Source organism: Oryzisolibacter propanilivorax (genome assembly GCF_900103645.1).
Lineage (GTDB): Bacteria > Pseudomonadota > Gammaproteobacteria > Burkholderiales > Burkholderiaceae_C > Melaminivora > Melaminivora propanilivorax.
Genome location: NZ_FNHP01000002.1, coordinates 533,118 through 558,022, shown reverse-complemented (window position 1 = coordinate 558,022; position 24,905 = coordinate 533,118). Strand labels below are relative to the sequence as shown.

The 24,905-nt window shown below is 72.2% G+C and carries 20 protein-coding genes; 3 read left to right on the top strand and 17 right to left on the bottom strand.

Annotation, left to right across the window (positions count from 1 at the left end; all coding sequences use genetic code 11):
* Positions 1-64: 64 nt before the first annotated feature.
* The 6 genes from BLQ61_RS05215 to radA all read right to left on the bottom strand — a co-directional run bounded on the left by BLQ61_RS05215 (position 65) and on the right by radA (position 6,402).
* Positions 65-817: a hypothetical protein gene (locus BLQ61_RS05215; RefSeq protein WP_091567375.1), complete on the bottom strand. Its 753-nt coding sequence runs from the start codon at positions 815-817 to the stop codon at positions 65-67.
* A complete protein-coding gene (locus BLQ61_RS05210; protein ID WP_091567373.1) occupies positions 814-3,297 on the bottom strand; it encodes a glycosyltransferase in 2,484 nt (827 codons plus the stop codon). The genes BLQ61_RS05215 and BLQ61_RS05210 overlap by 4 nt, the downstream gene beginning before the upstream one ends.
* Before the next feature lie 21 nt (positions 3,298-3,318).
* A complete protein-coding gene (locus tag BLQ61_RS05205; RefSeq protein WP_091567371.1) occupies positions 3,319-3,528 on the bottom strand; it encodes a zinc-finger domain-containing protein in 210 nt (69 codons plus the stop codon).
* A gap of 20 nt (positions 3,529-3,548) precedes the next feature.
* On the bottom strand, positions 3,549-4,487 hold the full coding sequence (locus BLQ61_RS05200; RefSeq protein WP_091567370.1) for a branched-chain amino acid transaminase: 939 nt from the start codon (positions 4,485-4,487) through the stop codon (positions 3,549-3,551).
* A 60-nt stretch (positions 4,488-4,547) separates the two neighbouring features.
* Positions 4,548-4,952 (bottom strand): glycerate kinase, encoded by a 405-nt coding sequence (locus tag BLQ61_RS05195; RefSeq protein WP_091567368.1) that lies wholly within the window; start codon positions 4,950-4,952, stop codon positions 4,548-4,550.
* A 67-nt stretch (positions 4,953-5,019) separates the two neighbouring features.
* On the bottom strand, positions 5,020-6,402 hold the full coding sequence (radA, locus tag BLQ61_RS05190; RefSeq protein ID WP_091567366.1) for a DNA repair protein RadA: 1,383 nt from the start codon (positions 6,400-6,402) through the stop codon (positions 5,020-5,022).
* A 127-nt stretch (positions 6,403-6,529) separates the two neighbouring features.
* On the opposite strand from radA, the gene BLQ61_RS05185 reads away from it, so the two are divergent.
* Both BLQ61_RS05185 and BLQ61_RS05180 read left to right on the top strand, forming a co-directional pair.
* Positions 6,530-6,709, top strand: a complete 180-nt coding sequence (locus BLQ61_RS05185; RefSeq protein ID WP_091567364.1) for a hypothetical protein — start codon at positions 6,530-6,532, stop codon at positions 6,707-6,709.
* 67 nt (positions 6,710-6,776) lie between these two features.
* Positions 6,777-7,979, top strand: a complete 1,203-nt coding sequence (locus BLQ61_RS05180) for a hypothetical protein (RefSeq protein ID WP_091567362.1) — start codon at positions 6,777-6,779, stop codon at positions 7,977-7,979.
* 88 nt (positions 7,980-8,067) lie between these two features.
* Here BLQ61_RS05180 and BLQ61_RS05175 read toward each other — a convergent pair whose 3' ends face one another.
* The 11 genes from BLQ61_RS05175 to BLQ61_RS05125 all read right to left on the bottom strand — a co-directional run bounded on the left by BLQ61_RS05175 (position 8,068) and on the right by BLQ61_RS05125 (position 23,291).
* Positions 8,068-9,924, bottom strand: coding sequence for a cation:proton antiporter (locus BLQ61_RS05175; RefSeq protein ID WP_091567360.1), 1,857 nt, complete (start codon positions 9,922-9,924; stop codon positions 8,068-8,070).
* A 156-nt stretch (positions 9,925-10,080) separates the two neighbouring features.
* Positions 10,081-11,775 carry an FAD-dependent oxidoreductase gene (locus BLQ61_RS05170; RefSeq protein WP_091567550.1) on the bottom strand — a complete coding sequence of 565 codons (1,695 nt, stop codon included), beginning with the start codon at positions 11,773-11,775 and terminating at the stop codon, positions 10,081-10,083.
* A 196-nt stretch (positions 11,776-11,971) separates the two neighbouring features.
* On the bottom strand, positions 11,972-12,970 hold the full coding sequence (locus BLQ61_RS05165) for an HD-GYP domain-containing protein (protein ID WP_091567358.1): 999 nt from the start codon (positions 12,968-12,970) through the stop codon (positions 11,972-11,974).
* Between the two features lie 103 nt (positions 12,971-13,073).
* Positions 13,074-16,808 (bottom strand): PAS domain S-box protein, encoded by a 3,735-nt coding sequence (locus BLQ61_RS05160; RefSeq protein ID WP_091567356.1) that lies wholly within the window; start codon positions 16,806-16,808, stop codon positions 13,074-13,076.
* 80 nt (positions 16,809-16,888) lie between these two features.
* Complete coding sequence (locus tag BLQ61_RS05155; protein WP_091567354.1) at positions 16,889-18,448, bottom strand: polyamine aminopropyltransferase; 1,560 nt, start codon at positions 18,446-18,448, stop codon at positions 16,889-16,891.
* A gap of 81 nt (positions 18,449-18,529) precedes the next feature.
* Positions 18,530-18,802, bottom strand: coding sequence for a VF530 family protein (locus BLQ61_RS05150; RefSeq protein ID WP_091567352.1), 273 nt, complete (start codon positions 18,800-18,802; stop codon positions 18,530-18,532).
* Between the two features lie 77 nt (positions 18,803-18,879).
* The gene (locus BLQ61_RS05145; RefSeq protein WP_091567350.1) at positions 18,880-19,101 is read right to left on the bottom strand and encodes a DUF350 domain-containing protein; all 222 of its coding nucleotides are present in this window, start codon (positions 19,099-19,101) and stop codon (positions 18,880-18,882) included.
* Between the two features lie 67 nt (positions 19,102-19,168).
* Entirely contained in the window at positions 19,169-20,683 is a 1,515-nt protein-coding gene (locus BLQ61_RS05140; RefSeq protein WP_091567348.1) for a DUF4178 domain-containing protein, read from the bottom strand.
* 64 nt (positions 20,684-20,747) lie between these two features.
* Entirely contained in the window at positions 20,748-21,794 is a 1,047-nt protein-coding gene (locus BLQ61_RS05135; protein WP_091567346.1) for an SPFH domain-containing protein, read from the bottom strand.
* 147 nt (positions 21,795-21,941) lie between these two features.
* Positions 21,942-22,244, bottom strand: a complete 303-nt coding sequence (locus BLQ61_RS05130) for a flagellar basal body protein (RefSeq protein WP_091567343.1) — start codon at positions 22,242-22,244, stop codon at positions 21,942-21,944.
* A 102-nt stretch (positions 22,245-22,346) separates the two neighbouring features.
* Entirely contained in the window at positions 22,347-23,291 is a 945-nt protein-coding gene (locus BLQ61_RS05125) for a LysR family transcriptional regulator (RefSeq protein WP_091567341.1), read from the bottom strand.
* A 105-nt stretch (positions 23,292-23,396) separates the two neighbouring features.
* Between BLQ61_RS05125 and aptA the strand changes: the two genes are divergently transcribed.
* Positions 23,397-24,773 carry an omega-aminotransferase AptA gene (gene aptA, locus BLQ61_RS05120; RefSeq protein ID WP_091567547.1) on the top strand — a complete coding sequence of 459 codons (1,377 nt, stop codon included), beginning with the start codon at positions 23,397-23,399 and terminating at the stop codon, positions 24,771-24,773.
* Positions 24,774-24,905: the final 132 nt, after the last annotated feature.

The window sequence follows — 24,905 nt, the reverse complement described above, 5'->3', positions numbered from 1 at the left end:
CAGGGCGATTTGACCTGAAAACCTCCTGCACCCCGCGCCCGGCCGCGTCAGCCGCCGGCGCGTCTCACCACCACTGCGTGCGCACGCGCGTGTGCCGCCGGCGAAAGCGCAGATAAATGTTGTCGCCCGCGTCCTCGCGCGTCAGGCGGTCGAACACCTCCAGCACCAGCGCGCCCAGCGGGTGCAGCGCGCACACCGACTGCAGCCGCCAGCGCATGTTGCGCAGCGTGTCGTCGGTGCCGACGGTGAAGGCCGACAGGCCGTCCAGCAGCGGCACGCGCCCGCCCTGCAGCGCCTGCAGCGCCTCGGGCCGGTCGGCGGGCGCGCCGCCCTCGGGGTGCTGCAGGAAGCGCTCGGTCTCGCACAGCTTGACGGTGTTGACCAGCAGCACCGCCTGCAGCATCAGCGCGCGCAGCACCGGGTCGCGGTCGTGGTCGATGAAGGTGTCGCAGGCCGACACCAGCCAGCGCAGGTTCAGGTGCCGGCACAGGAAGTCGCGCTCGGCGTCCCACAGCGCGCGGAACTGCGCGTAGTGCCGGCCGATCTGCGCCTCGCGGCGGATCAGCACGATCAGCGTGGCGTGGTGCAGCAGCAGCCGCGACTGGCCGGCGAACTCGCCCTCCAGGCGCTGCAGGTGCTCGCGCAGGTCGGGCTGGGCGCCATGGCCGTACTGCGGCTGCTCGCCGGCCACGGTCTGCTGCTTGAGCGCCCGCAGGTCGGCCTGCTTCAGTTGCGCCGTCACCTCGGCCGCGCCCTGGCGGCGCTGGTGGCGGCTCCAGGAGAACCAGTGCTCGAAGACGGTCTTGCGGCGTTTCATGGCATTGCGGACGGTGGGGATGGGATCGGTGGCGCGCGCAGCAGGTCCAGGTACTGCTGCGTCATGCGCCGCCGGTCGAAGGTGGCGCGCACGTGCGCCTGGCCGCGCGCGGCCACGGCCTGCGCCTGCTCCGGGTGCTGCAGCAGCTGCGCCAGCCGCGCCGCCAGCGCGGCCGCGTCCTGGTGCGGCACCAGGTAGCCGGTGTCGCCATCGGTCAGGATCTCGCGCACGCCTTCCACGTCGGTGCCGATGCCGCAGCAGCCGCAGGCCATGGCCTCGATCAGCCCCAGCCCCAGGCCCTCGTAGTGCGTGGACAGCACCGCCAGCTTCACCCGCCCGCACAGCGCCGGCAGGTCGGACACATGGCCCAGGAAGCGCACCTGCTCCTGCAGCCCCAGCTCCTGCGCCAGCACCTGCGCGCGCCGGCGCCAGCTGGACTTGCCCTCGCCGGCCAGGTACACGGTGGGCCGCAGCCCGTGCGTGTCGCGCAGCACGGCGGCAGCGCGGATCAGCGTGAAATGGTCCTTTTGCTGGGCGAAGCGCGCGGACATGACGATGGCGTCCTCGCGCTCGTGCCAGGGCAGACCGCCCTGCCAGCGCTGCAGGTCAATGCCGTTCAGGATGGCGACGCATTTGTCCGCAGGATGCCCGCGCGCCACCAGCGCGTCGCACACCGCCTGCGACACGCCGACGATGCGCTCGGTGCGCGCCGCCAGTTCCAGCGACTGGCGCAGGCGCCGCGCGGTGTAGCGCTCGCGCGTGTTGTGCTCGACGTGCAGCAGGCGCGGCACACCGGCCTGCAGTGCGCCGTAGCGGCCCCACAGGTGCTCGCTGAAGCCGTGCGCGACGAACACGTCGGGTCGCCACTGCCGGCATAGCCGCGCCACCTCGCGCTGCGTCACCCAGTGCGACCAGCGCGACACCGTGCGCACCGCGATGCCTTGTGCCTGCAGCCGCTGCAGCCGCTCGGTGATGTCCATGGCGCGGCGGCGCAGCACCAGCAGGCTTTCCTGGCCCGGATGGGGCGCGCACAGGTCGATGGCCACCTGCGTGGCGCCGGAGAACCCGCCGGAGACGAAATGCATGACGCGCAGCGGCCGGTCCGCCTGCGCCGCATCAGCCGCGCGCGCCCCGTCGGGCCGCAGCGCCACCTGTGGCGCACCCGGCCGGCTGTGCACCGACAGCGCCAGCCACAGCGTCACCCCCAGCAGGTACAGGATGTTGGCGTTGTTGTGCGCGAACATGACCTGGGTCAGGCCGAAGCCCAGGAAGCCCAGCACCGTCACCAGGCCGCACACTGCCGCCAGGCGCGACTGTGCCCAGGCCGCAGCATCGGCACCTGCCGCGCGTATCTGCCGGTCGGCCTGGCGCAGCAGGCGCCAGAACCCGTAACCCGGCACCGCGAAGAACGCCAGCAGGCACAGGCAGCCCAGCAGGCCACGCTTGGCGAACATGTCCAGCCATTCGTTGTGCGCGTGGTTCAGCAGCAGGGCATGCGAGGGCAGCCGGGCGGCAGCGACGGCGGCAGGCATGCGCTCGGTGAAGGCCTGCTGCCCGACACCCAGCAGCGGAGCGGTCTGCCCCTCCTCCCAGGCATACACCCAGAGCGCGCGGCGCAGCCCCACCGCGGTGTTCAGCACCTGCGCGTCGGCATGCTCCCATTCGTACACGCCCAATTGCACGCGGTCGCGCACGCTGGGCACGGCCAGCAGCGCGGCGCCCAGCAGCGCCACCGCGCACAGCGCCTGCAGTCCCAGGCGCCATGCCGGTGCCTTGCCGCGCCCGGGGTGCAGGAACCACAGCGTCAGCGCCAGCAGCACCGGCAGCGCCATCCAGCCACCCCGGCTGCCCGACAGCAGGCTGGCCAGCAGGCCACCCGCCGCGCCCAGCGCGCAGGGCAGCGCCAGGCGCCGCTGGCGCCACAGGGCCAGCCCCAGCGCCACGCACCACAGCCCCAGCAGCAGCGCCAGGTTGCCGAACTGGATGGCGTTGGTGTGGCCCTCGGCGCGCTCGAGCTGCTGCAGGCCCACCTGCCACACGGCGATGGCGCCGGCGCCCACGCCGCCCAGCGCGCTGCCCCAGGCCACGGCCCGCCAGCGCGGCGGCTGCAGCGCCAGCGCCAGCACGGCGGCCAGCACCAGCAGGTATTTGACGACGCGGTCCAGCCCCAAGGTCTTCCACTGCAGCTGGCCGTGGTCGAACAGGTGGATGCTCCAGCCCAGGGCCATCAGCAGCACCGCCGCCGCCCACCAGCGCAGCGGCGCGGGCAGTGGCGGGCCTGCGCGCCACCAGCCGGGCAGGCGCAGCAGGCCCAGCAGCACCAGCAGCGCCGCGCCCCAGGAGTAGCCCGAGGGCAGCAGCAGCGAGCCGGCCAGCAGCAGGCCGACGGCGGCATCGGTGGCCCCGGCCCAGGCGCCGCCCTGGGGCGCGGGCAGTGGCGAGTGACGCACTGCCGGGTTCAGCAGCGCTGGCGACGACATGCGCGCGCGGACCAGCCCGGGTCAGTGCCCCGCATGGACGGTCTCGCCCGCCTTCAGGCGATAGACCGTGCCGCAGTACGGGCACTTGGCCTCGCCGGTGTGCGCCATGTCCAGGAAGATGCGCGGGTGCGCGCTCCACAGCGGCATGCCCGCCTTCGGGTTCGGGCAGTACACCCCGCCCTGGCGGTTCAGGTCGCGGGCCAGCAGTTCGACGACGGCTTGTTGGGTCATGGCGTTGTCTTCCTTCCGGCTCAGACCTGGGTCAGCCAGTGGGCGTACTTCGGGTTGCGCCCGTTCACGATGTCGAAGAAGGCGTTCTGGATCTTCTCGGTGATCGGGCCGCGCCGGCCTTCGCCGATCTGTACCCGGTCGAGTTCGCGGATCGGCGTGACTTCGGCCGCGGTGCCGGTGAAGAAGGCTTCGTCGGCGATGTAGATCTCGTCGCGCGTGATGCGCTTTTGCACGATCTCCAGGCCCAGGTCAGCGGCGATGTGGAACACCGTGTTGCGCGTGATGCCGTTGAGCGCGCCGGCCGACAGGTCGGGGGTGTAGATGCGCCCGTCCTTGACGACGAAGATGTTCTCGCCCGCGCCTTCGGAAACGAAGCCCGAGGCATCCAGCAGCAGCGCCTCGTCGTAGCCGTCCTCGGTGGCCTCCATGTTGGCCAGGATGGAGTTGCTGTAGTTGCTCACCGCCTTGGCCTGCGTCATGGTGATGTTGACGTGGTGGCGCGTGTAGCTGCTGGTCTTGACGCGGATGCCGCGCTGCAGGCCTTCCTCGCCCAGGTAGGCGCCCCAAGCCCAGGCCGCGACCATCACGTGGATGCGGTTGCCCTTCGGGGACACGCCGAGCTTTTCCGAGCCGATCCACACCAGCGGGCGCAGGTAGCAGGATTTGAGGCCGTTCTCGCGCACCACGGCGCGCTGCGCCTCGTTCACCTCGTCCTTGCAGAACGGCATCTGCATGCGCAGGATCTTGGCGCTGTTGAACAGCCGGTCGGTGTGCTCCTGCAGGCGGAAGATGGCCGTGCCGGCCGCGGTGTCGTAGGCCCGCACGCCCTCGAAGGCGCCGCAGCCGTAGTGCAGCGTGTGGGTCAGCACGTGGATCTTGGCGTCGCGCCAGTCCACCATCTGGCCATCCATCCAGATCTTGCCGTCACGGTCGGACAGCGGAGCAACAACGGGGCTCATGGGGAATCCTTTGACTCTCGGAACAGACAAACGCGGCCAAACGCCACGAAACCCGCGATTTTACGGTTCGCCCGCGGCCCCTGGCCGTTCCAGCCGCCACTGCGCCAGCCGCCCCTGGCGGAACTCGCAGGTGACGTGCGAGCCGCCGGCGTCCGTCCAGCGGTAGACCTCCGGGTCCTCGCCCGGCGCCGACAGCAGCTGGCCGAGCGCGCGTGTCATGGCCACCACGTGCATCAGGTTGACCCCCGGCTTGAGCTTGGCGTTGAGCATCACGGCGCTGGCCACATGCCCGATGGGCCGCTTGGCGGCCTTGTGCATCACGTTCATCAGCCGGGTGAAGTGCAGCAGCCCCCACATCAGCACGCCGCCGACGGCGACCAGCAGGCCCTGCATGCCGGCCGAGCGCCAGCCGGCGACCAGCAGCAACAGCACCAGGATGGGGGGGACGATCTTGCGCAGGTTCATGGTGGGGGCATTGTCCGCGCCGGCGCGACGGCGCCGGTTGTGGCTGCTGCGTAGGCGCGGGCGGCCGTCAGTCCAGCCCGCGCACCACCTGCATCGCCTCCTCGACACGCTCCACGGCGTGGATGGTCAGGCCGGCAATGGCTTTTTTCGGGGCGTTGGCCTTGGGCACCACGGCCACGGTGAAGCCGAGTTTCGCGGCCTCCTTCAGCCGCTCCTGTCCGCGCGGCGCAGGGCGCACCTCGCCGGCCAGGCCAACCTCGCCGAAGGCGATGAAGCCCTTGGGCAGGGCGCGCGCGCGCAACGACGAGGTGATGGCCAGCAGCACCGCCAGGTCGGCCGCCGGCTCGCTGATGCGCACGCCGCCCACGGCGTTGACGAACACGTCCTGGTCGGACGAGGCGATGCCGGCGTGGCGGTGCAGCACCGCCAGCAGCATCGCCAGGCGGTCGCGCTCCAGGCCCACCGACAGCCGGCGCGGGCTGGGCCCGCCGCTGTCCACCAGCGCCTGGATCTCCACCAGCATCGGGCGCGTGCCCTCCAGCGTGACCAGCACGCACGAGCCCGGCACCGGCTCGGCGTGCTGGGACAGGAAGATGGCGCTGGGGTTGGACACGCCGCGCAGCCCGCGCTCGGTCATGGCGAAGACGCCGATCTCGTTCACGGCGCCGAAGCGGTTCTTGATCGCGCGCACCAGGCGGTAGCTGGAATGCGTGTCGCCCTCGAAGTACAGCACCGTGTCCACCATGTGCTCGAGCACGCGCGGGCCGGCCAGCGCGCCCTCCTTGGTCACGTGGCCGACCAGGATCACCGCGATGCCGGTGGCCTTGGCCAGGCGCGTCAGGTGCGCGGCGCACTCGCGCACCTGCGCCACCGAACCGGGTGCGCTGGTCAGCTGGTCGGAGTACATGGTCTGGATCGAGTCGATCACGCACACCGCCGGCTGGGTGGCCTGCACCGTGGCCAGGATCTTTTCCAGCCCGATCTCGGCCAACACGTTCACCTGGCTGCCCTCCAGTCCCAGGCGGCGCGAGCGCAGCGCCACCTGCGCGCCGCTTTCCTCGCCCGTCACGTACAGCGTCGGCAGGCCGGCGCGCTGCAGCGCGTCCATGGCCTGCAAGAGCAGCGTAGACTTGCCGATGCCCGGGTCGCCGCCGATCAGCACCACGCCGCCCTCGACAATGCCGCCGCCCAGCACCCGGTCCAGCTCCTCGATGCCGCTGGCGCTGCGCACCACCTCGGTGGCCTCGATGGCCGACAGCGGCGCCACCGCCTGGGCCTGCGCCAAGCCGGCGTACTGCGGCGCGCTCAGGCGGTTCTTGCCGGCGCCGGGCGCCTCGGCGACGGTCTCGATCAGCGTGTTCCAGGCGCCGCAGCCGGGGCACTTGCCAAGCCAGCGCGGGCTGGTGGCGGCGCAGTCGGTGCAGGTGTAGAGAGTCTTGTCCTTGGCCATGCGGGAAGAAAGCGATCAGGGGAAAAAGGCAGGCGCGCGAGCGACGCCCGCGCTGTCGGCGCCATCCTACCCAGCGCCCGGACCGCGCGTGCCTACCATGCGCCAAGCCCTTTTGCGCTGCTGCACCATGACCCTGCACCGCCTGCCCTCTCCCCGTCCGCGCGCCCGCCGCAGCGCGGCCCTGGCGCTGCTGGCCGCGGCCGCCCTGCTGCTGGCGGGCTGCGACCCGCGCCCGGGCGACAAGCCGCTGCATCCCACCGCGCCGCCCGTGCCCAAGCCGGCCGCGGCCGCGCCGCCGGCCGGCTGACGGGCACACAATCCGCGCCTGGCCTTTTCGCTTGCCGCCGCGCCTGTGCGGCCGGCCTCACCATCGCATGACCGCCTCCCCGCCTCCCGCCGACGACCTGTCGCCGCCGCCTTCCTGCCCCGATGCCGCCGCGCCCGCACCGGCGCAGGCGCTGCAGCGCCTGAAGGTCGCGCCCGCCGAGCAGCCGCTGAGCGCGGCGCAGAAGAAATTCAACCGCCTGCTGGCGCGCGTGAATAGCCTGGAACGCCAGCTGGAGCAGCTGCAGCAGTCCGCCGACGCCCTGCGCGCGCCGCACCTGCAGCGCATGGACGCCTTGCGCCAGCGCATGGCCCAGGCGCAACGCGCCATGGCGCAGCTGCTGCACGCGCGCCTGCAGCGCCCGGGACTGACCGCGGCGCAGCAGCGCGCGGTGCGCGCCCTGCTGCGCGACCTGGTGCATGCCGTGCCGCCATCGCCGCAGCCCGAACCGGAGTGGGCCGCGCTGCGCGCCGCCTACCCCCGGCCCGTGCCCGCGGCGCCCTCGCCCGAGGCGCTGCAGCAGTTGCTGGATGTGCTCAGCGCCGCCTCTGGCGAGACGCTGGAGCTGTCCGACCTGGAGGACGCCGGCAGCCCCGAGGCGTTGATAGAGGCGCTGGCCGAGCGGCTGCACGCACAGGACGAGGCGCGCCGCGCCGCCGCCGCCGAGCGCCGCGCCCGGCGCAAGACCACCGCGCGCCAGGCCGAGGCCCAGGCCCAGGCGCAGGACGCGCGCTCGGCGCTGCGCGGCATTTACCGCCAGCTGGCCAGCAGCCTGCACCCGGACCGTGAGCCCGACCCCGCCGAGCGCGAGCGCAAGCACGCGCTGATGAGCCAAGCCAACACCGCGCACGAACGCGGCGACCTGCTGGCGCTGCTGCGCCTGCAGCTGGCCGCCGAGCAGGTGGACGAGGCTGCCATGGCACGTCTGGGCGACGCGCGGCTGCAGTCGCTGTGCCTGCTGCTGCAGCGCCAGGTCGGCACGCTGGACCGCGAGCTGGCCGAAGCCGAGGCGCGCCTGGCGCACGAACTGGGCGTGCAGGTGCGCGCCGCCGACCCGCGCCGGCTGCTGGAGGCCGACCTGCAGGCGCTGCAGGACGAACTGCAGAACCTGGCCGAGGGCATGGAACATGACGTGCACGCCCTGCAGGACGACGACAAGGCGCTCAAGGCCTGGCTGCGCGAGCAGGCCCGGCTGGCACGCGAGCACGAACGGGCGGCCCGAGAGATGACCGGGTTCGGCTTCCAGTTCTGAGCCAGGTTTCAGCCAAATCGGCCTCCAGCCCTTTATTCACATGGACCTTTAGCTATTTAAAAGATAGCATCGCCAGACATCGGGTGGCTCAACCCAGTGTCGTGGCACCCGCGTCCGCCGGTTCTGGCGCCCCGGCCGTGGCGGCGGCCTTGGGCGGGACCAGCGCCGTCACCGTCCAGCCGCTGCGCGGCTCCAGGCGCGGGCCGTTGCCGGCGACGCGCAGCAGGCCCTTGTCGGTCTGCGCGAACAGCAGCAACGCCTGGCCGCCCCAGGCCTGCTGGAACTGCTCCCAGCCGTACTGCTCGCCCAGCTGCGTGCTCTTGATCTGCCAGCCGGCATCCAGCAGCTCGGCCAGCCGCGCCAGCGTCTGTTCCTTGCCGAACAGCGCCGGCGCGCGCAGCGGCCGCGCCACGTCGGCGCGCGTGCCGCCCGGCGGCTGCGCCGCCACACGCAGCGCCAGCACCTTGTCGCGGCCGAACTCGCGCTGGTAGTGCACGCTGGTCAGCGCGTTCATCTCGGGGCGCGCCGACATGGCCAGCATCCAGCCCAGGCCGGTGTGGTCCAGGTGCCGGCTGGCGTGCTGCGAGGCGGGGTTGCCGAAGTAGGTCCGCAGGCCGGCCATGCGCGCGGCGCGGATGCCCTCCCAGTCGTCGCTGGCCACCAGCACCGGCACGTCCTGGCGCTTCAGGGCCAGCGCCACCGCACGCGCCACGGCGTTGGCGCCGAACACCAGCACCCCGCGTGGGTCCGGCTCGCGCACGCCCAGCCAGCGCGCCAGGGCGCCGGAGGTGAGGCTTTGCACCACCACGGTGGCGATGATCAGCATGAACACCAGCGGCACCAGGCGATCGGCGCCGTCCACGCCCTCGTCCTGCAGCTGCAGCGCGAACAGCGCCGAGATCGACGCGGCGACGATGCCGCGCGGCGAAATCCACGCCGCCAGCAGGCGCTCGCGCCAGTTCAACTGGCTGCCCCAGGTGGACACCGCCACCGACAGCGGCCGCACCAGGAACTGCGCCGCCAGGTACACCAGCAGGCCGGCCAGCAGCGTGCCGTCCGGCAGCGGCCAGGGCAGGCGCGCCGCCAGGATCAGGAACAGCATCGACACCAGCAGGATGGACAGGTTTTCCTTGAAGCTGGTGATGGCCTCGATGTGGATGCCGCGCAGGTTGCCCAGGGTGATGCCCATGACGGTGACGGCCAGCAGGCCGGATTCGCGCGTGACGGCGTTGCTCAGCGCGAAGGTCACCAGCACCAGCGCCAGGGTGGCGTAGCCCTGCAGGTACTCGGGGATGAAGTGCCGGCGCAAGAGCGCCGCCAGCGCCAGCGCGCTGGCCAGGCCGATCAGCGCGCCGCCGGCCATGGTCAGCAGGAACAGCCACAGCGGCTGCCCCTGGAAGTGGCTGGCGGCGATCAGCTCGTACACCAGCACCGCCAGCAGCGCGCCCAGCGGGTCGATGACGATGCCCTCCCAGCGCAGCAGGTTGGCCACCTTCTCGGTCGGGCGTACCACGCGCAGCAGCGGGCCCACTACCGTCGGCCCGGTCACGCAGCTGATGGCGCCGAACAGGAACGCCAGCGGCCAGGGCAGCTGCGCCAGCCAGTGAGCCGCCGCCGCCAGCCCCAGCAGTGCCACCAGCGCGCCATAGGTCGTCAGGCGCCGCACGGCGTGGCCGATACCCTCCAGCTCGGCAAAGCGCAGGTTCAGGCTGCCCTCGAACAGGATCACCGCCACCGCCAGCGAGACGGTGGGGAACAACAGATCGCCCAGCAGTTCGTCCGGGTCCACCAGCCCGGTGAACGGTCCGAGCAGCAGGCCCAGCAGCAGCAGCGGCAGGATGGCCGGCACGCGCACGCGCCAGGCGAGCCACTGGGCGGCGAAGCCGATGCCCAGCAGCAGGGCGAGTACCGGCGCGGGTTCGGTCAGCAGGGAAGGCAGGGACATCGGGCGGATTCTGGGCCCAGCCTGCCCTGCGCGGCTGTCGGCGTGCACTGCGCCCGCAGGCAGGCCGGCAGCCATGACGGGGCAGAAGCAACGCTCGCCTGCGGGCGCCGCCGAAGCCGACGTGGCGCCGTGCTCGCTGCGCCTTGCCGCACCCCTTCAGGCCGCCCACAGCCCGGCGGCGTGCCCGCGCGTGAACGCTTCTTCAAATACCGAATAGCCCGACCAGTCAGCATGCGCGAACACCAGGCGCGCGGTGGCGGGCACCGGCAGAACGCGTGCACGCTCTCCGTTTGATAGCTGCAGGCCCTTGTTTTTATTGGACTGGAGTCCGATTTGACTCAAAAACGCCTGCGTGCCCGGCACCGGGATGGCCATGGCATGGCCGTGGCGCGTCAGCTCCAGCCGGGTGGCGACATCGGGCAGGTCCGGGTGCGCGGCACTGAGCGACTGCAGCATGGGCGCGGCCCAGTGCGTCCAGTCCTGCGTGGCCAGCGCGGCGCGGGCGCCCGGCACGTCGCCCAGCGCCTGGTAGTAGGTCAGCACCGTCGGCGCGGCCAGCAGCGCGCCGCCGGCCAGGCGCTGGTGGCCGGCGTCCACGTAGCCCAGGCCGCCCGGCACCGGGTCGGCGTGGATCACGTTGTCCCAGGACGGCGCGGCACCGGGCACGTCCTGCAGCGGGCGCGACAGGTGCAGGTTGGCCACCAGCCAGGGCGCGCGCGGCAGGCGCCGCGCCGCCTGGTGCACGACGTCCGGCGCGCCGGCGCCCAGCACGCGCGCGGCGATGAAAGTGGGCAGCGCGACCACACAGCGCTCGGCCTGCCAGCGCTCGACGCGGCCGCTGGCCAAGTCCAGCGCATCGAGCTGCACGCCGTCCGCGCCTTCGTCGATGCGCAGCACGGCGCGGCCGGTGTGCAGCTGGGCGGCGGCCTGCAGCGGCGCGGCCAGGCGCTGCGCCAGCCAGCCGTTGCCCTCGGGCCAGGCGAGCACGCCGTGGTCCTGCACGTCGCCCTCCTCGCCCGGCGCGGCAAAGCCATGCCGGCTGGCGAAGTAGTGGATGCCGGCCCAGGCCGAGACGCGCGCGCTGCCGGCGCCGTAGTCGTCGCGGCAGCAATAGTCCAGGTACCAACGCAGCCAGGCGTCGTCCAGGCCCTCGTGCGCCAGCCAGGCGTCGAAGGTGACGGCGTCCAGCGCGGCGATCTCCGGGTGCAGCCCCTGCCCGGCGCGCCAGGTGCCCAGTGTCGGCATGGCGAACGGCGCGGTGCGCGCCAGCTGCGCCACGCGCGCGCCGAAGCGCCGGTACTGCGCCAGCGTGCCGGCGCCCACGCCCTGCAGCGGCAGCAGGCCTTCCTGCCAGTGGCCGTGCAGGTACAGCCGCTCCTGCGGGCTGTGCACCAGGTGGCGCCCGCCGTCGCCGCCATGGCGCCAGCGCCCGGCCTCGCGCCGGCGCAGGCCGAGCTCCTCCAGCAGGTCCTGCACCTCGGGGGCGCCATCGCCCGGCACCGGCAGGTAGTGCGCGCCCAGCGGGCAGGCCAGCCCGCCCAGCTGCCCGGCGCGGCTGTTGCCGCCGGCGCTGTCCTGCAACTCCAGCAGCGCCACGTCCGGCACGCCGGCCAGGCGCAGCGCGCGCGCCGCCGCCAGGCCGGCGATGCCGCCACCGGCGATCAGCACGCGCGTGCGCTGCCGCACATCCGGGCGCAGGTCCAGGCCCTGCGCCAGGCGCTCGCGCAGTGCGTGGCCGCGCGCCAGGTCGTCGGTGCCGAAGCCGCCAGCAGGCAGCGCCGCCGGCGCGCGCTCGCAGCCGGGCAGCGCCAGCAGGCTGGCAGCCAGGGCTAGAAAGCTGCGGCGGTGCACGGCGGCGCTGGCGGTCACACGCAGGCGCACAGGGTCAAAACGTGTGAATGAATCCGGCGTGGCCGAGCAGGCCGCGAAGACGCAGCCGATCCAGGCGCAAAGCGCAGCCATGGCGTGGGCTATGGCGAGCATGTGCAACAACAAGCGGGTGTGTTGTGGCGGGATGAACGGGCATGGCGGGTTCTTTCACACGTTCTCAGTCGGCCCAGCGCGCGCGGATCTCCAGCAGCTGCGGCAGCAGCGGCACGAACAGCGCCACCAGCGCCGGGTCGAAGTGCCGCCCGGCCTGTTCCTGGATGTGCGCCATGGCCGCCTCGGGCTCCCAGGCGCGCTTGTAGGGGCGCTCGGAGGTCAGTGCGTCGAACACGTCGGCCAGCGCGACGATGCGCGCCTCCAGCGGGATCTGCTCACCGGCCAGGCCCGCGGGATAGCCGCTGCCGTCCCATTTCTCGTGGTGCGCCAGCGCCACCGAGCGCGCCAGCTGCAGCATGCCGGCGGGGTGCTCGCCGATGATCTCCACGCCGATCAGCGGATGGCGGCGCATGGCGTCCCATTCGTGCGGCTCCAGCGGGCCGGGCTTTTGCAGCACCGCGTCGGCGATGCCGATCTTGCCCACGTCGTGCATGGGCGCGGCGCACAGCAGGTCGTCGGCCCACTGCGGCGCGCAGCCCGCCGCCAGCGCCAGCAGCCGCGCGAAGTGGCTCATGCGGATGACGTGCATGCCGGTTTCGTTGTCCTTGTACTCGGCGGCGCGGCCCAGGCACTGCACGATCTGCAGCCGCGTGGCTGCCAGCTCCTCCATGCGCACCAGCGACAGGTGGGTGCGCACGCGCGCGCGCACCGTGGCGGCGCTGATCGGCTTGGTGATGTAGTCGACGCAGCCCAGCGCGAAGCCGTGCGCCTCGTCGGCGCTGTCGCCCATGGCGGTGACGAAAATGACCGGGATGGCGGCGGTGCGCAGGTCGGCCTTGAGCGCGCGGCACACGTCGCGCCCGTCCAGGCCCGGCATCATCACGTCCAGCAGCACCAGGTCCGGGCGCTGCTGGGCGGCCAGCGCCAGCGCGCGCTCGCCGTCGGTGGCGAACAGCAGGCGGTAGTCGTCCTGCAGCACGTGGCGCAGCACGTGCAGGTTGGTGGGCTCGTCGTCCACCAGCAGCAGGCGCGGGCGTGAGTCCGGGGAGGGCGAAGGGTTCATGGGTGCATCCGTGGCGCTGAGCGCGCATTGTCGCGGGCCGGCGCGCGCGCCGCAGCCGCGGCGGCAATGCCCGGTGCGGCGGCGGGCCCGCGCATGGCGGCCGTCATGCGCAGGCCGCCTGCGCGCCGGCCAGGCGCGCGCGCAGGGCCTGCAGCTGCTGGCGCGCGGCGCTGAACTCGAAGCGCTCCAGCGCATCGTGCAGCGTCGCCAGCGCCGGCGCGTCCAGGTGCGGCTGCAGCTGCTGCAGGGCCTGGCGCGGCAGTTCGCCGGCGTCGAGTGCCTGCAAGAGCGCGTCCAGAGCATCCAGCGTCGGCAGCGCCAGGGCGGCGCCCGCCGCCGGCGCGCTGGCGGGCACCGGCGCCGCGGCGGATACGGCCGGTTGCGCGTCGGGTGGCTGCGGCAGGGCCACGATGCGCTCCAGCGCCTGCTGCAGGGCTTGCAGCAGCGCCGGCCAGGACTGCGGAGCCAGCCCGCCCGGCAGCGCCGCGCGCTCCAGCTGCTGCGCCACCTGCTGCAGCTGCGCCAGCGCCAGGTTGGCCGCCGCGCCGTGCAGGCGGTGCGCGCCGGCGGCCAGCGCCGGCGCATCGCCCGCGGCGACGGCGGCGTGCAGCGCCGCCAGCTGCTCCGGCAGGTCGTGCGCGAAGCGGTCGATGGCGGCGCGCAGCGGCGCCGCCTGGCCCCACAGGCGCAGGCCCCGCTCCCAGTGCACCACCGGCACCGGCGCGGCGCCGTCCTGCCCGAGCACCGCACCGGCCTGCGCCGGCAGGCCCAGCACCCGCGCCACCTCGGCGCGCAGGCGCTGCAGTTCCAGCGGCTTGCTGGCGAAGCCGTCCATGCCGGCGGCGCGCGCGGCGCGCCGGTCCTGCTCCAGCACGCTGGCCGACAGCGCCACGATGGCCGTCGGCGGCAGGTTGTGCTCGCGCTCCCAGGCGCGCATGCGCTGCGCCGCCTGCAGGCCGTCTATCTCGGGCATCTGCAGGTCCATCAGCACCAGCTCGAAGCTGCCGCGCTGGAAGGCCTGCAGCGCCTCCAGCCCGCCGTGCGCCAGCACCACCTGGTGGCCTTCGCGCTGCAGCATCAGCTGCAGCAGCTCCAGGTTGGTGAGCACGTCGTCCACCGCCAGCACACGCAGCGGCGACAGCACCGGACCGGCATCGACCGGCACGGCCGGCAGCGCCGCGCCCGCACTGCCACCCTGCACGGCGCGCAGCGGCAGGCGCACGCTGAAGGTGCTGCCCTGGCCGGGCCGGCTGTGTGCGTCCAGCTGGCCGCCCATCAGCTCGGCCAGCTGGCGCGCGATGGTCGTGCCCAGGCCGGTGCCGCCATAGCGCCGCGTGGTCGAGACATCGGCCTGGGCGAACGGCTCGAACACCCGGCGCAGCGTCGCCTCGTCCATGCCGATGCCGGTGTCCGAGACTTCCACCAGCAGCGCCCCGTCCCGGCCCGAGACCTGCAGCGTCACGCGTCCCTGGTGCGTGAACTTGATGGCGTTGCCGACCAGGTTGACCAGGATCTGCTGCAGCCGGAAGGCGTCGCCCTCCCAGTGCCCGGGCACGTCGGGCGCGTAGTGCAGCACCAGCTCCAGCCCCTTCTTGCCAGCGCCGATGCGCAGCGACACCAGGATGTGCCGGCACAGCTCGCGCAGGTCGAACGGCGCGCTCTCCAGCGCCACCGCGCCCTTGTCCAGCTTGGCGGTGTCCAGGATGTCGTTGAGCAGGCGCAGCATGGAGCGCGAGGCCTGGCGCACGGTGCCCAGGTGGCGCCGCTGGGTGTCGTCCAGGCTGGACTCCAGCAGCACGTCGGTGAAGCCGATGATGGCGTTCATGGGCGTGCGGATCTCATGGCTCATGTTGGCCAGGAAGGTGGCGCGCGCGGCGGCGGCTGCCTCGGCGCGCTCCTTGGCGGCGCGCAGGTCCTGCTCCATGGCGCGGCGCGCCGACAGGTCGGTGGCGATCTTGATGATCTTGCAGACCTGGCCATCGGCGTCCAGGATCGGGTTGTAGGTGGCGTGCAGCCACACCGGCCGGCCGTCGCGGCCGAAGCGCTGGACCTCGCCAGCGACGAACTCGCCGCGCACCAGCTGCTGCCAGAACGCGCGGTAGGCCTCGCTGCGCGCGTAGCCCGGTTCGCAAAACAGCGCGTGCGGCTGGCCGTGCACCTGCTCCAGCGTGTAGCCCATCAGCGCCAGGTAGGCGGCGTTGGCGGTAGTCAGCCGACCTTGCAGGTCGAACTCGGCGCTGATCTGCGAGCGGTTGATGGCCGCCACGGTGCCGGCGAACTCGGCGCCGCGCGCCTTCAGGTCGGTGATGTCCAGCAGCACGCCGTCGAGCCAGCGCATCGCGCCGGCGGCGTCGCGCGCGCCGCGCCCGTGCTCGACCACCCAGCGCGTGGCACCGTCGCGCCGGCGGATGCGGTATTCGATGCGGTACGGCAGGCCCTGCGTCAGCGCCTGCTCCAGCTCGGGCTGCGTCAGCGCATCGTCCTGCGGGTGCACCAGCTGGCCGAACAGTACCGTGCCCTGCATGAAGTCCTGCGCGCTCCAGCCGGTCAGGTCGTGGATGGCATCGCTGACGAACTCCATCGGCCAGCCACCCTCCAGGCTGGCGCGGAACGCCACCCCCGGCACGTTCGACACCAGCGCCTGCAGCTGGCGCGCGTCCTGCTCGCGCTCGCGCTGCAACGCGTGGTAGTGGCGCAGGTCGGTCAGGAAGCCGACGAACAGCGGCGCGCCCGGCTGCTCCACCCGGCCCACCGCCAGGCGCAGGGGCAGCAGTGTGCCGTCCTTGTGCCGGCCCTCGACCTCGCGCCCGGAGCCGATGATGCTGCGCCGCCCGGTACGCAGGTGCGTGTCCAGATAGCCATCGTGCGCGCCGCGGTGCGGCTCCGGCATCAGCATGTTGACGTTGCGCCCGACCACCTCGTGCGCGGCGTAGCCGAACAGCCGCTCGGCCGCCGGGTTGAAGGATTGCACGGTGCCGTGGCCGTCGATCAGCACCACGCCGTCCACCGCCGTCTCCAGCACCGCGCGCTGGCGCAACTCGCTGGCCTGCGCCTGCAGGTACATCTGCCGGTAGCGCAGGCTGGCGTTGATGGCCACCGCCAGCAGGAACAGGGTGGCGGCAACCACTGCGATGGCCAGCGGCAGCACGACATGCTCGGGCATGGCGCCGTCGGGCAGCTGCACCACCGGCTGCACGAAGCGGATGGCGGCCATGCCGGTGTAGTGCATGCCGGTGATCGCCAGCCCCATGACCAGCCCCGCCGCCAGCGTGGCCACTGTGCGGTGGGCCAGCCAGCGCCCGCGCAGGCCGAAGCGCACCCACAGCGCCAGCACCGCCAGCGCCACCGCCACCACGATGGACAGGGCAAAGCCCGCCGGGTCGTAGCGCAGGATGGGCGCGATGTCCGACGCCTGCATGCCCAGGTAGTGCATGGCGCCGATGCCCGCGCCCACCAGCACGCCGCTGGCCACCAGGGCGGGCAGCCGGATGCGCGGCTGCGCCAGCAGGCGCAGCGCCACCCACGACGCCAGCAGGCTGGGCACGATGGAGGCGGCCGTCATCCACGGATCGAAGCTGCCCTGCGCGCAGATGCGGAACGCCAGCATGGCCACGAAGTGCATGGCCCAGATGCCGGCGCCCAGCGCCAGCGTGCCCGAGACCAGCGCCAGGTGCCGCATGCCGGCGCTGCCGGCGCGCCGTGCCAGCGCCGCCATGTGCAGCGCGACGATGGAGGCGCTCACGTCCAGCAGCACCGACAGCGCCACCAGCAGCGGATCGTGCTGGCGCCACAGCAAGGGGTAGGGCTCCAGGCCGCTGGCGAAGAAGGAATCGAGCATCAGAGAGTCACAGGGCAAGGCGGGTTATCGCCATTTCGGTTGCATTGTGATTTCTCTGTAATGTTTTTACACACTGCGGGTCAATGCCCGGACACGGCTCCCCATTCGCGCTCGTAGGTATGCACCAGCGCCTGGTTGGACAGCCGGTTCACCGGCGCCGGCACGCGCGCCATGTCGCGCGGGAATTGCATGAGCAGCGGCAGCGACGCCGCGTCCAGGAAGCGCAGGCCGGCGGGCAGCGCCTGTGGCAGCCGCCACGGCCGGCGCGCGGCGATGACGAAACCCCATTCGCCGAAGCTGGGTACGTGCGCGTGGTACGGCGTGGTGGTCAGCCCGACCGATTCGATGGTTGCCACCACCGTCCAGAAGCTGCCCCGCGCCACCAGCGGCGAGGTGGTCTGCACCACCGCATAGCCGCTGGCGGCCAGGCGCCGGTCCAGCAGGGCGTAGAAACTGTCGGTGTAGAGCTTGCCGATGGCGAAGTTGGTCGGGTCGGGGAAATCCACCACGACCACGTCGAACGGCTCGATGCCTTCCTGCTGCAGCCACTGGAAGGCGTCCTGGTTGACCACCTGCACGCGCGCGTCGTGCAGCGCATCGTGGTTCAGCCGGCGCAGCGCCGGCTGCCGGGCGAACAGGCGCGTCATGGCCGGGTCCAGCTCGACCAGCGTGACCGACTGCACGGACGGGTATTTCAGGATCTCGCGCACCGCCATGCCATCGCCGCCGCCCAGCACCGCCACACGCCGTGGTGCGCCGTGCGCGGCCATGGCCGGGTGCACCAGCGCCTCGTGGTAGCGGTACTCGTCGGCCTCGGCGAACTGCAGGTTGCCGTTCAGGTACAGCCGCAGGCCCTGGCGGCCCTGGGTCAGCACGATGCGCTGGTAGGGCGAGGCGTGGCTTTCCACGATGCGGTCCTGGTAGAACTTGTCCTCGGCGAAGCGGGTGATCTGCTCGGCGCCCGCCAAGCCGCCGGCCAGGGCGAAGAGCACCGCCGCGCAGGCCAGCGCGTGCGCGCGGAAATTGCGCAGCTCATGGCGGAACAGCCACAGCGCCCACAGCGCCACCGCCGCGTTCAGGAAGCCGAACAGAAAGCCCGTGCGCACCAGCCCCAGCTGCGGCACCAAGAGCAGCGGAAACGCCAGCGACACCGCCAGCGCGCCGAGGTAGTCGAACGTCAGCACCTGGCTGACCAGGTCCTTGAGCTGCACGTTGCGCTTGAGGATGCGCATGACCAGCGGGATCTCCAGGCCGACGAGCGTGCCCACCAGCAGCACCAGGCCGTACAGCAGCACCCGAAATGCCCCCGGGGCGTGCGCGTTGGCCAGGAACAGCAGCGCCGGCAGCGTGCCCCCGACCAGGGCCACCAGCAGCTCGATGCGCAGGAAGTGCGCCGGCAGCTGGCGCTCGAAGTAGCGCGACAGCCACGAGCCGATGCCCATGGCGAACAGGTAGGTGCCGATGATGGTGGAGAACTGCAGCACCGAGTCGCCCAGCAGGTACGACGCCAGCGCCCCGGCCGCCAGCTCGTACAGCAGGCCGCAGGCGGCGATGACGAAGACGCTGGCGAGCAGGGCCAGGTCGGCCGGGCGCGCGGCAGGCCGCATGTGCGGCGCGCTGTCCGCGCTCAGGTCCTGCATGGCGTTTCGGGCGGCGCCAGCGGTCCGTGCAGCCCGCTGGCGCCCTGCCCGCCCAGGCGGGGCTGGGCGGAGCTGAGAAGCCTACGCATCCCGCCGCGCCTGGCCGCGCCGCTGCTCGCGCAGCATGAACAGGTACAGCCCCTCGACCTTCTCGCGCGCCCACGGCGTCTTGCGCAGGAATTTCAGGCTGGACGACACGCTGGGGTCGCTGGTGAAGCAGCGCAGCGGGATGCGCCGGCCGAGCTCGTCCCAGCCGTAGTGCTCGGCCAGCGCCGTGACGATGGCCTCCAGGGTGAGGCCGTGCAGGGGGTTGCGTGGTTGCGCCGGGGGCGCGGGCGGGGTCGGTGCGGTCATGGCGGAAAGGGTGAAGGCGTCAGCGCGCCGGGCGGTCGCAGGTGCAGGTGCAGGTGCAGGTGCAGGTGCAGGTGGGGTCAGTGGATCGCCGCCGCCACGATGATGCTGATGCCCAGGCACATCGCCGCCACCACCAGCGCTAGGGCGCGGTTCTGCTTCTCGACGATCTCGGCCCACAGGTCGGTGGGGGTGATCTTGTCGATCAGCCAGAAGCACAGCCAGAAAATGACCACGCCGATCAGCGCGTAGAGGATGGACCCGAGGAAGGCGGCGGGCCGCAGCCATTCGATTCCCATCATGGCGTTTGCTCCTTGTGGTTGCAGGGGGGTGGATAAAAAAAGGAAAGGCGGTGCGCGGCGCGGGCCATCACTTGTGCCCCCCGCCCGACGTGTAGCCGCCCCAGGAGCCGCCCGAGCTGCGGTAGCCGCCGCCAGACGAGCCCGAGCAATTGCTCATCAGGATCAAGAGCACGACCAGCACGATGAAGATCAGCACCAGCGTGCCGCAGCCGATGCCGGCGCCCGCGCCGCCCAGGCCGGCCACCGGGCCGGCGTCCTGGCGGCGGAACAGCCCGGCGCGCGCGTCCATCTTGAAGGCCGCCGCCACCGCGCTGCTGTCCAGCCGCCGGCCGTGCGACCAGGTGACCTCGCCCGGCGACTGCTCGCGCGACAGGAGGCCCTTGCCGTCCACGGCCTCGAAGTCGCTGTTGCTCGTCACTTGCCCGCGCTGCACGGGCCAGTAGAACTCGCCCGCGACGTAGTTCGTCTCGGCCCGGTAGGTCGAGGTCAGGCGGTACTGCCGGCCCAGGTAGCTGGCGCGCGGCGTGCCGTTCTTGTACGTGGGCGCGCCGGTCGTGGGGCGCACCAGGCTCCAGCCGTCGCTGGCATCCACCAGAAAGACGAAGCCGCGCTCGCGCTGGTAGAGCAAATACTCCTCCCAGCCGAAGTGCTCGTCGTCGCCTGGCTCGACGCCCGTGCGGTGCTGGAAACCCACCACCTGCCAGGACGCGCCCTCGAACTGCCCCAGGCTGCCCAGCGGGATCAGCGGGCGGATGGGTTCGTCCTGCTCGGCGTGGCGCAGCTCGCCGCCGATGCCGGCAGTCAAATCGATCAGGCTGTGGCAGGACGGGCAGGTGCAGCTCTTGCTGGCCTCCAGCTGCACGGCCACGGGCGCGCCGCAGTTCGGGCAGTCGAACTGGCGCGCGACTTCCTCGCGCACCGACGCGTCCTTCAGGCCGGTGAGCTGCAGGTCTTCCAGCCGCACAGCCAGGCCGCGCTGCGCCTGCGCAGGCACGCTGGCGTAGTCGATGGACAGCAGCGTGCCGTCGGGCGCGCGCAGTTCGGCGATGTCGAACGGCTGGCCCAGCGGCGGCAGGGCGGGCAGCTCGCCCTCGGCGGCGACCAGCTGCGCCTGCAGCAGGGCAGCGACCGTGAACGCCTGCCCGTCGACGGTCTGCGCCTGGCCCAGCTGCAGCGCGTGCGCGGGCGGCAGCGCCAGGCCGTCGGCCACGGGCAGCGAGAAGACGTAGGCGCCGTTGTCCTCGGACAGCGTGCCGCTCGTGCCGTCCGGCAGCAGCGCGATCCACTCGGTCCAGCGGCCCTGCTCGCCCTGGTACTGCAGCCGGCCGATCAGCGTGAACGGCTGGAGCGAATCCTGCCCGGGCAGCGCGATGCGGCCGCTGGCGCCCAATTGCAAAGGGCTGTGGTCGTCGAATACCTCGGCCATGGTGCCCAGGCGGCGCAGCACATCGCCGCTGCGCACCACGGTGCTGTGGCAGTAGGGGCAGACGGCGTAGGCCGACTGGGCGCTGCGGAATTCGACCGGCGCGCCGCAGCCCGGGCAGGGCGCGCGGTAGTGGCGCTGGGGGGCGCTGCTGGCCATTTCAGGGTGTTTTATGGCCCAGACCCATATGGAATATGGGCCTCAAGCTATGGTTTTGATAGTGTCAGACGAGCTTCTTCAGCAACTCGGCCTTCTTGGCGTCGAACTCTTCCTGGGTGAGGATGCCCTTGGACTTCAACTCGCCGAGCTTTTCCAGCGTCGCCATGACCTCGTCGGGCCGCACGCCGGCGGGCGGCTGGGGCGCGGCCGCGGCGCCGCCCTGCGCGGGCTGCTGCAACCCGGCCTGTAGGTTCTGCGCCAGCACCTGCCCCAGCGCCACGCCGGCGCCCAGGCCCATGGCGTCGCCGGCCACGCCGCCACCGCCCTGCCCTGCGCCTTCGGCGAACTTCGGGATGGCCTGCGCCGTCTGGTACTGCATGAACTTGCCCATGTCGCCCCCGACCATGCCCATGCCGATCTTCTGGTCGAGGATCTTCTGCAGCTCCTCGGGCAGCGACAGGTTCTGCACCGTGAAGCCCTCCAGCTGCAGGCCGATGCGCGCGAACGCCGGCTGCAGCGTGGCGCTCATGGCCTCGGCAAAGCGTCCCTGGCTGGCCGCCAGGTCGAGGAAGGGCACGCCGCTCTCGGCGATGGCGTTGCTGATGTTCTGCAGCACCAGGCCGCGCAGCTGGCCGTCCAGGTCGGCCACGGTGTACTCGGCGCGGGTGCCGGAGATCTCGGTGTGGAACAGCTTCGGGTCGGCCACGCGGTAGGCGTAGTTGCCGAAAGCGCGCAGCCGCACCGCGCCGAAGTCCGCGTCGCGGATGCTGATGGGCTGGGGCGTGCCCCACTTCTGGTCGACCTGCTGGCGCGTGCTGAAAAAGTACACGTCGCTCTTGAACGGCGACTGGAACAACTTGTCCCAGTTGCGCAGGTAGGTCAGCACCGGCAGCGTCTGCGTGGTCAGCTTGTAGGTGCCGGGGCCGAAGACGTCGGCCACCTGGCCCTCGTTGACGAACACCGCCATCTGCGAGGCGCGCACCACCAGCGTGGCGCCGTTCTGGATTTCCATGCCCTCCATCGGGAAGCGCCAGGCCAGCGTGCCGTCGCCGTCCTCGGTCCATTGCAGGATGTCGATGAACTGCTTCTTGATGAAGTCCATGAGGGCCATGGCGTGCTCCTGGGCGGCAAAGGGTGACGGATGGGGGTGCGGGGCCGCGCCGGGCCGGCGCCACACGGCGCCGCCGCGCGGGCGGCAGCCATCATAGTGGCCAGCGGCAGGGCGCGGCGCAACGCGGCGCCCGCGCCGTGCAAGGCTTCAGGCGCGCACGTCCAGCAGCGTGCCCAGCGCCGCGTCGGCGCTGCGCAGCACCAGCGCATGGGCCTTGAAGGCGTGGGCGGCGGCGATCTGCTCGACGGTCTCGGCCTCCAGCGCCACGCCGGGGGCGGATGCCGGCGCGGCCTGCGCCTGCACGCCGCCCTGGTCGGGCGCGGCCTTCAGCCGGGTTTCCTGGCGCGTGAAGCCGGGCGTGTTCGCGTTGGCGATGTTGTGCGCGCTGCCGGACAGGCGCAGCTGGGCGGCGTTCAGGCCGGAGGCGGCGGTGGAGGTGATGGAGGACATGGTGTAGGGGTTATCGGCGTTGGCGGGCCGCTTCTGAAGTCTGTCGTCTGCTGCGCTTTCGATAGCTAAAGGCCATTGCCTATCCAGGGCTTGCGGCCTGTTTCATGTCTCAATACCCGTGTGCGCCCGCACCAGGCACTCCTGCAGCAGCTGCGCCGCGCGCGTCGCCTGCGGGGGCCGGCGCAGCACGCCGACGAACTGGCAGTGGTAATGGAACAGGTCGGGGCGCACCGCCTGCAGCCGGCCGCGCTGCACGAAGCCCTCGGCATAGTGCTCCGGCAGAAAGCCCAGGAAGCGCCCGGACAGCACCAGCGTGGCGATGGCCTCCTGGTCGAAGCCGGTGGCGCTGCGTGCCAGCCGAGCGCGGTGGCTCAGCTCCATGTTGGGCGAGTGGTAGCCCAGCCCGGCGAATGGCCAGGCGCGCAGCGCGTCCCAGTCCAGCGCGTCGTGCGGCGCGCCGAACAGCGGGTGGCCTTCTCCGCAGTACAGCCGCATGGCTTCGCCGAACAGCTCGGCATAGACCAGGCTGGGGGCGCTGCGGTGCGCCGGCACGACGCCGACGTGGAAGCTGCCGTCGAGCACGCCGCGCTCGATGGCCGGCAGGCTGCCCACGTGCAGCTGCAGCTGCACCCCGGGCGCCCGCGCGGTGAAATCGGCCAGCGCCCGGTCGATGCGCGCCGCCGGGTTGCTGGCGGTCTTGTCGAACAGCGCCAGCGCCAGCGGCCCGCCCAGGCGCGCGTGGATGTCGTCCACGCTGGCCAGGAAGCCGCGCACCGAGGCCAGCAGGCGCAGCGTCTCCTCGTACACCCGCTGGCCCTCGGGCGTGAGGGCGAAGCCGGCGCGCCCGCGCCGGCACAGCGTCAGGCCCAAGCGCGTCTCCAGGTCCTTCACATGGCGGCTGACGGTGCTGGTGCCGATGTTCAGCTCCAGCTCGGCCGCCGCCATGCCGCCGCACTCGACCACGGCCTTGAAGACCTGCAGCAGGCGCAGGTCCATGTCGGACAGCTGGCCCAGCACGGCGCGCGGGCGCAGGGGGTTTGCTTGCATGCAGCGTCAAGTGAACGTGGACATCGGGTACTTCATGAATTTATCAGCCCTGCCCACAATCTGGCGTTCGCGTCCGTCCCGCCCTGTTGCCTGTTGGAGACCGCCATGACCTTCGCCGTGCTCGACGACCCCCGCACCCTGGATGCCACCGCGCCCGCCGCGCCGCGCCTGGACGCCGCCTGGCTGGACGCGCACTGGATGCCCTTCACCGGCAACCGCGACTTCAAGGCGCGCCCGCGCATGATCGTCGCCGGCGAAGGCGCCTACTACACCGATACGGACGGCCGCAAGGTCTTCGACGGGCTGTCGGGCCTGTGGTGCTCGGGCCTGGGGCACGGGCGGCAGGACATCGCCCAGGCCATCGGCCGCGCCGCGCTGCAGCTGGACTACGCGCCGGCGTTCCAGTTCGGCCATCCGGCGTCGTTCGAGCTGGCCAACCGCATCGTCGCGCTGATGCCCGAGGGACTGCGGCATGTGTTCTTCACCTCCTCGGGCTCGGAGGCCGCCGACACCTCGCTGAAGATGGCGCGCGCCTACTGGCGCACCCGGGGTCAAGGCGGCAAGACGCGGCTGATCGGGCGCGAGAAGGGCTACCACGGGGTGAACTTCGGCGGCGTGTCGGTGGGCGGCATGGTCGGCAACCGCAAGGCCTTCGGCCAGGGCATCGAGGCCGACCACCTGCCGCACACCCAGCCGCCGGCCGGCACGTTCCAACGCGGCATGCCGCAAGGCGGCGGCGCGGCGCTGGCCGACCGGCTGCTGGACCTGATCGCGCTGCACGACGCCAGCACCATCGCCGCCGTCATCGTCGAGCCGTTCTCGGGATCGGCCGGGGTGGTCATCCCGCCGGTCGGCTACCTGCAGCGCCTGCGCGAGATCTGCACGCAGCACGGCATCCTCTTGATCTTCGACGAGGTCATCACCGGCTTCGGCCGCGCTGGCGGCTGGACGGGTGCAGAGGTCTTCGGCGTCACGCCGGACATCCTGAACTTCGCCAAGCAGGTGACCAACGGCGCGCAGCCGCTGGGCGGCTGCGTGGTCACGGCCGAGATCCACGACACCTTCATGGCCGCCGGCGGGCCGCAGTACATGCTGGAGTTCCCGCACGGCTACACCTACTCGGCGCACCCGGTGGCCTGCGCCGCTGGCAACGCGGTGCTGCAGGTGCTGCAGCAGGACGACATGCCGGCGCGCGTGCGGGCGCTGGCGCCCGCCTTCGAGCGCATGGTGCACGGCCTGCGCGGCGCGCGGCACGTGGCGGACATCCGCAACTTCGGCCTGGCCGCGGGCTTCACGCTGGAATCCCTGCCGGAAGAGCCGGCGCGCCGGCCGTACGAGGTGGCGATGAAGTGCTGGGACAAGGGCTTCTATGTGCGCTACGGCGGCGACACCATCCAGCTGGCGCCGCCGTTCATCAGCACTGAGGCGGAGCTGGAGCGGCTGGTGAGCGCACTGGGGGATGTGCTGCAGGAAACTGCGTGATGCTCCTTTAGTCATAGCTGCAAGCCCGCGTATTCATTGGGCTGCAAGCAGTTTTGGCTTGTATCGACGCAACAGACAGGGGCGCCGGGTGCCCCTCGGCCGCGCATCGCACCCGCCAGGGGCACGGCGCGC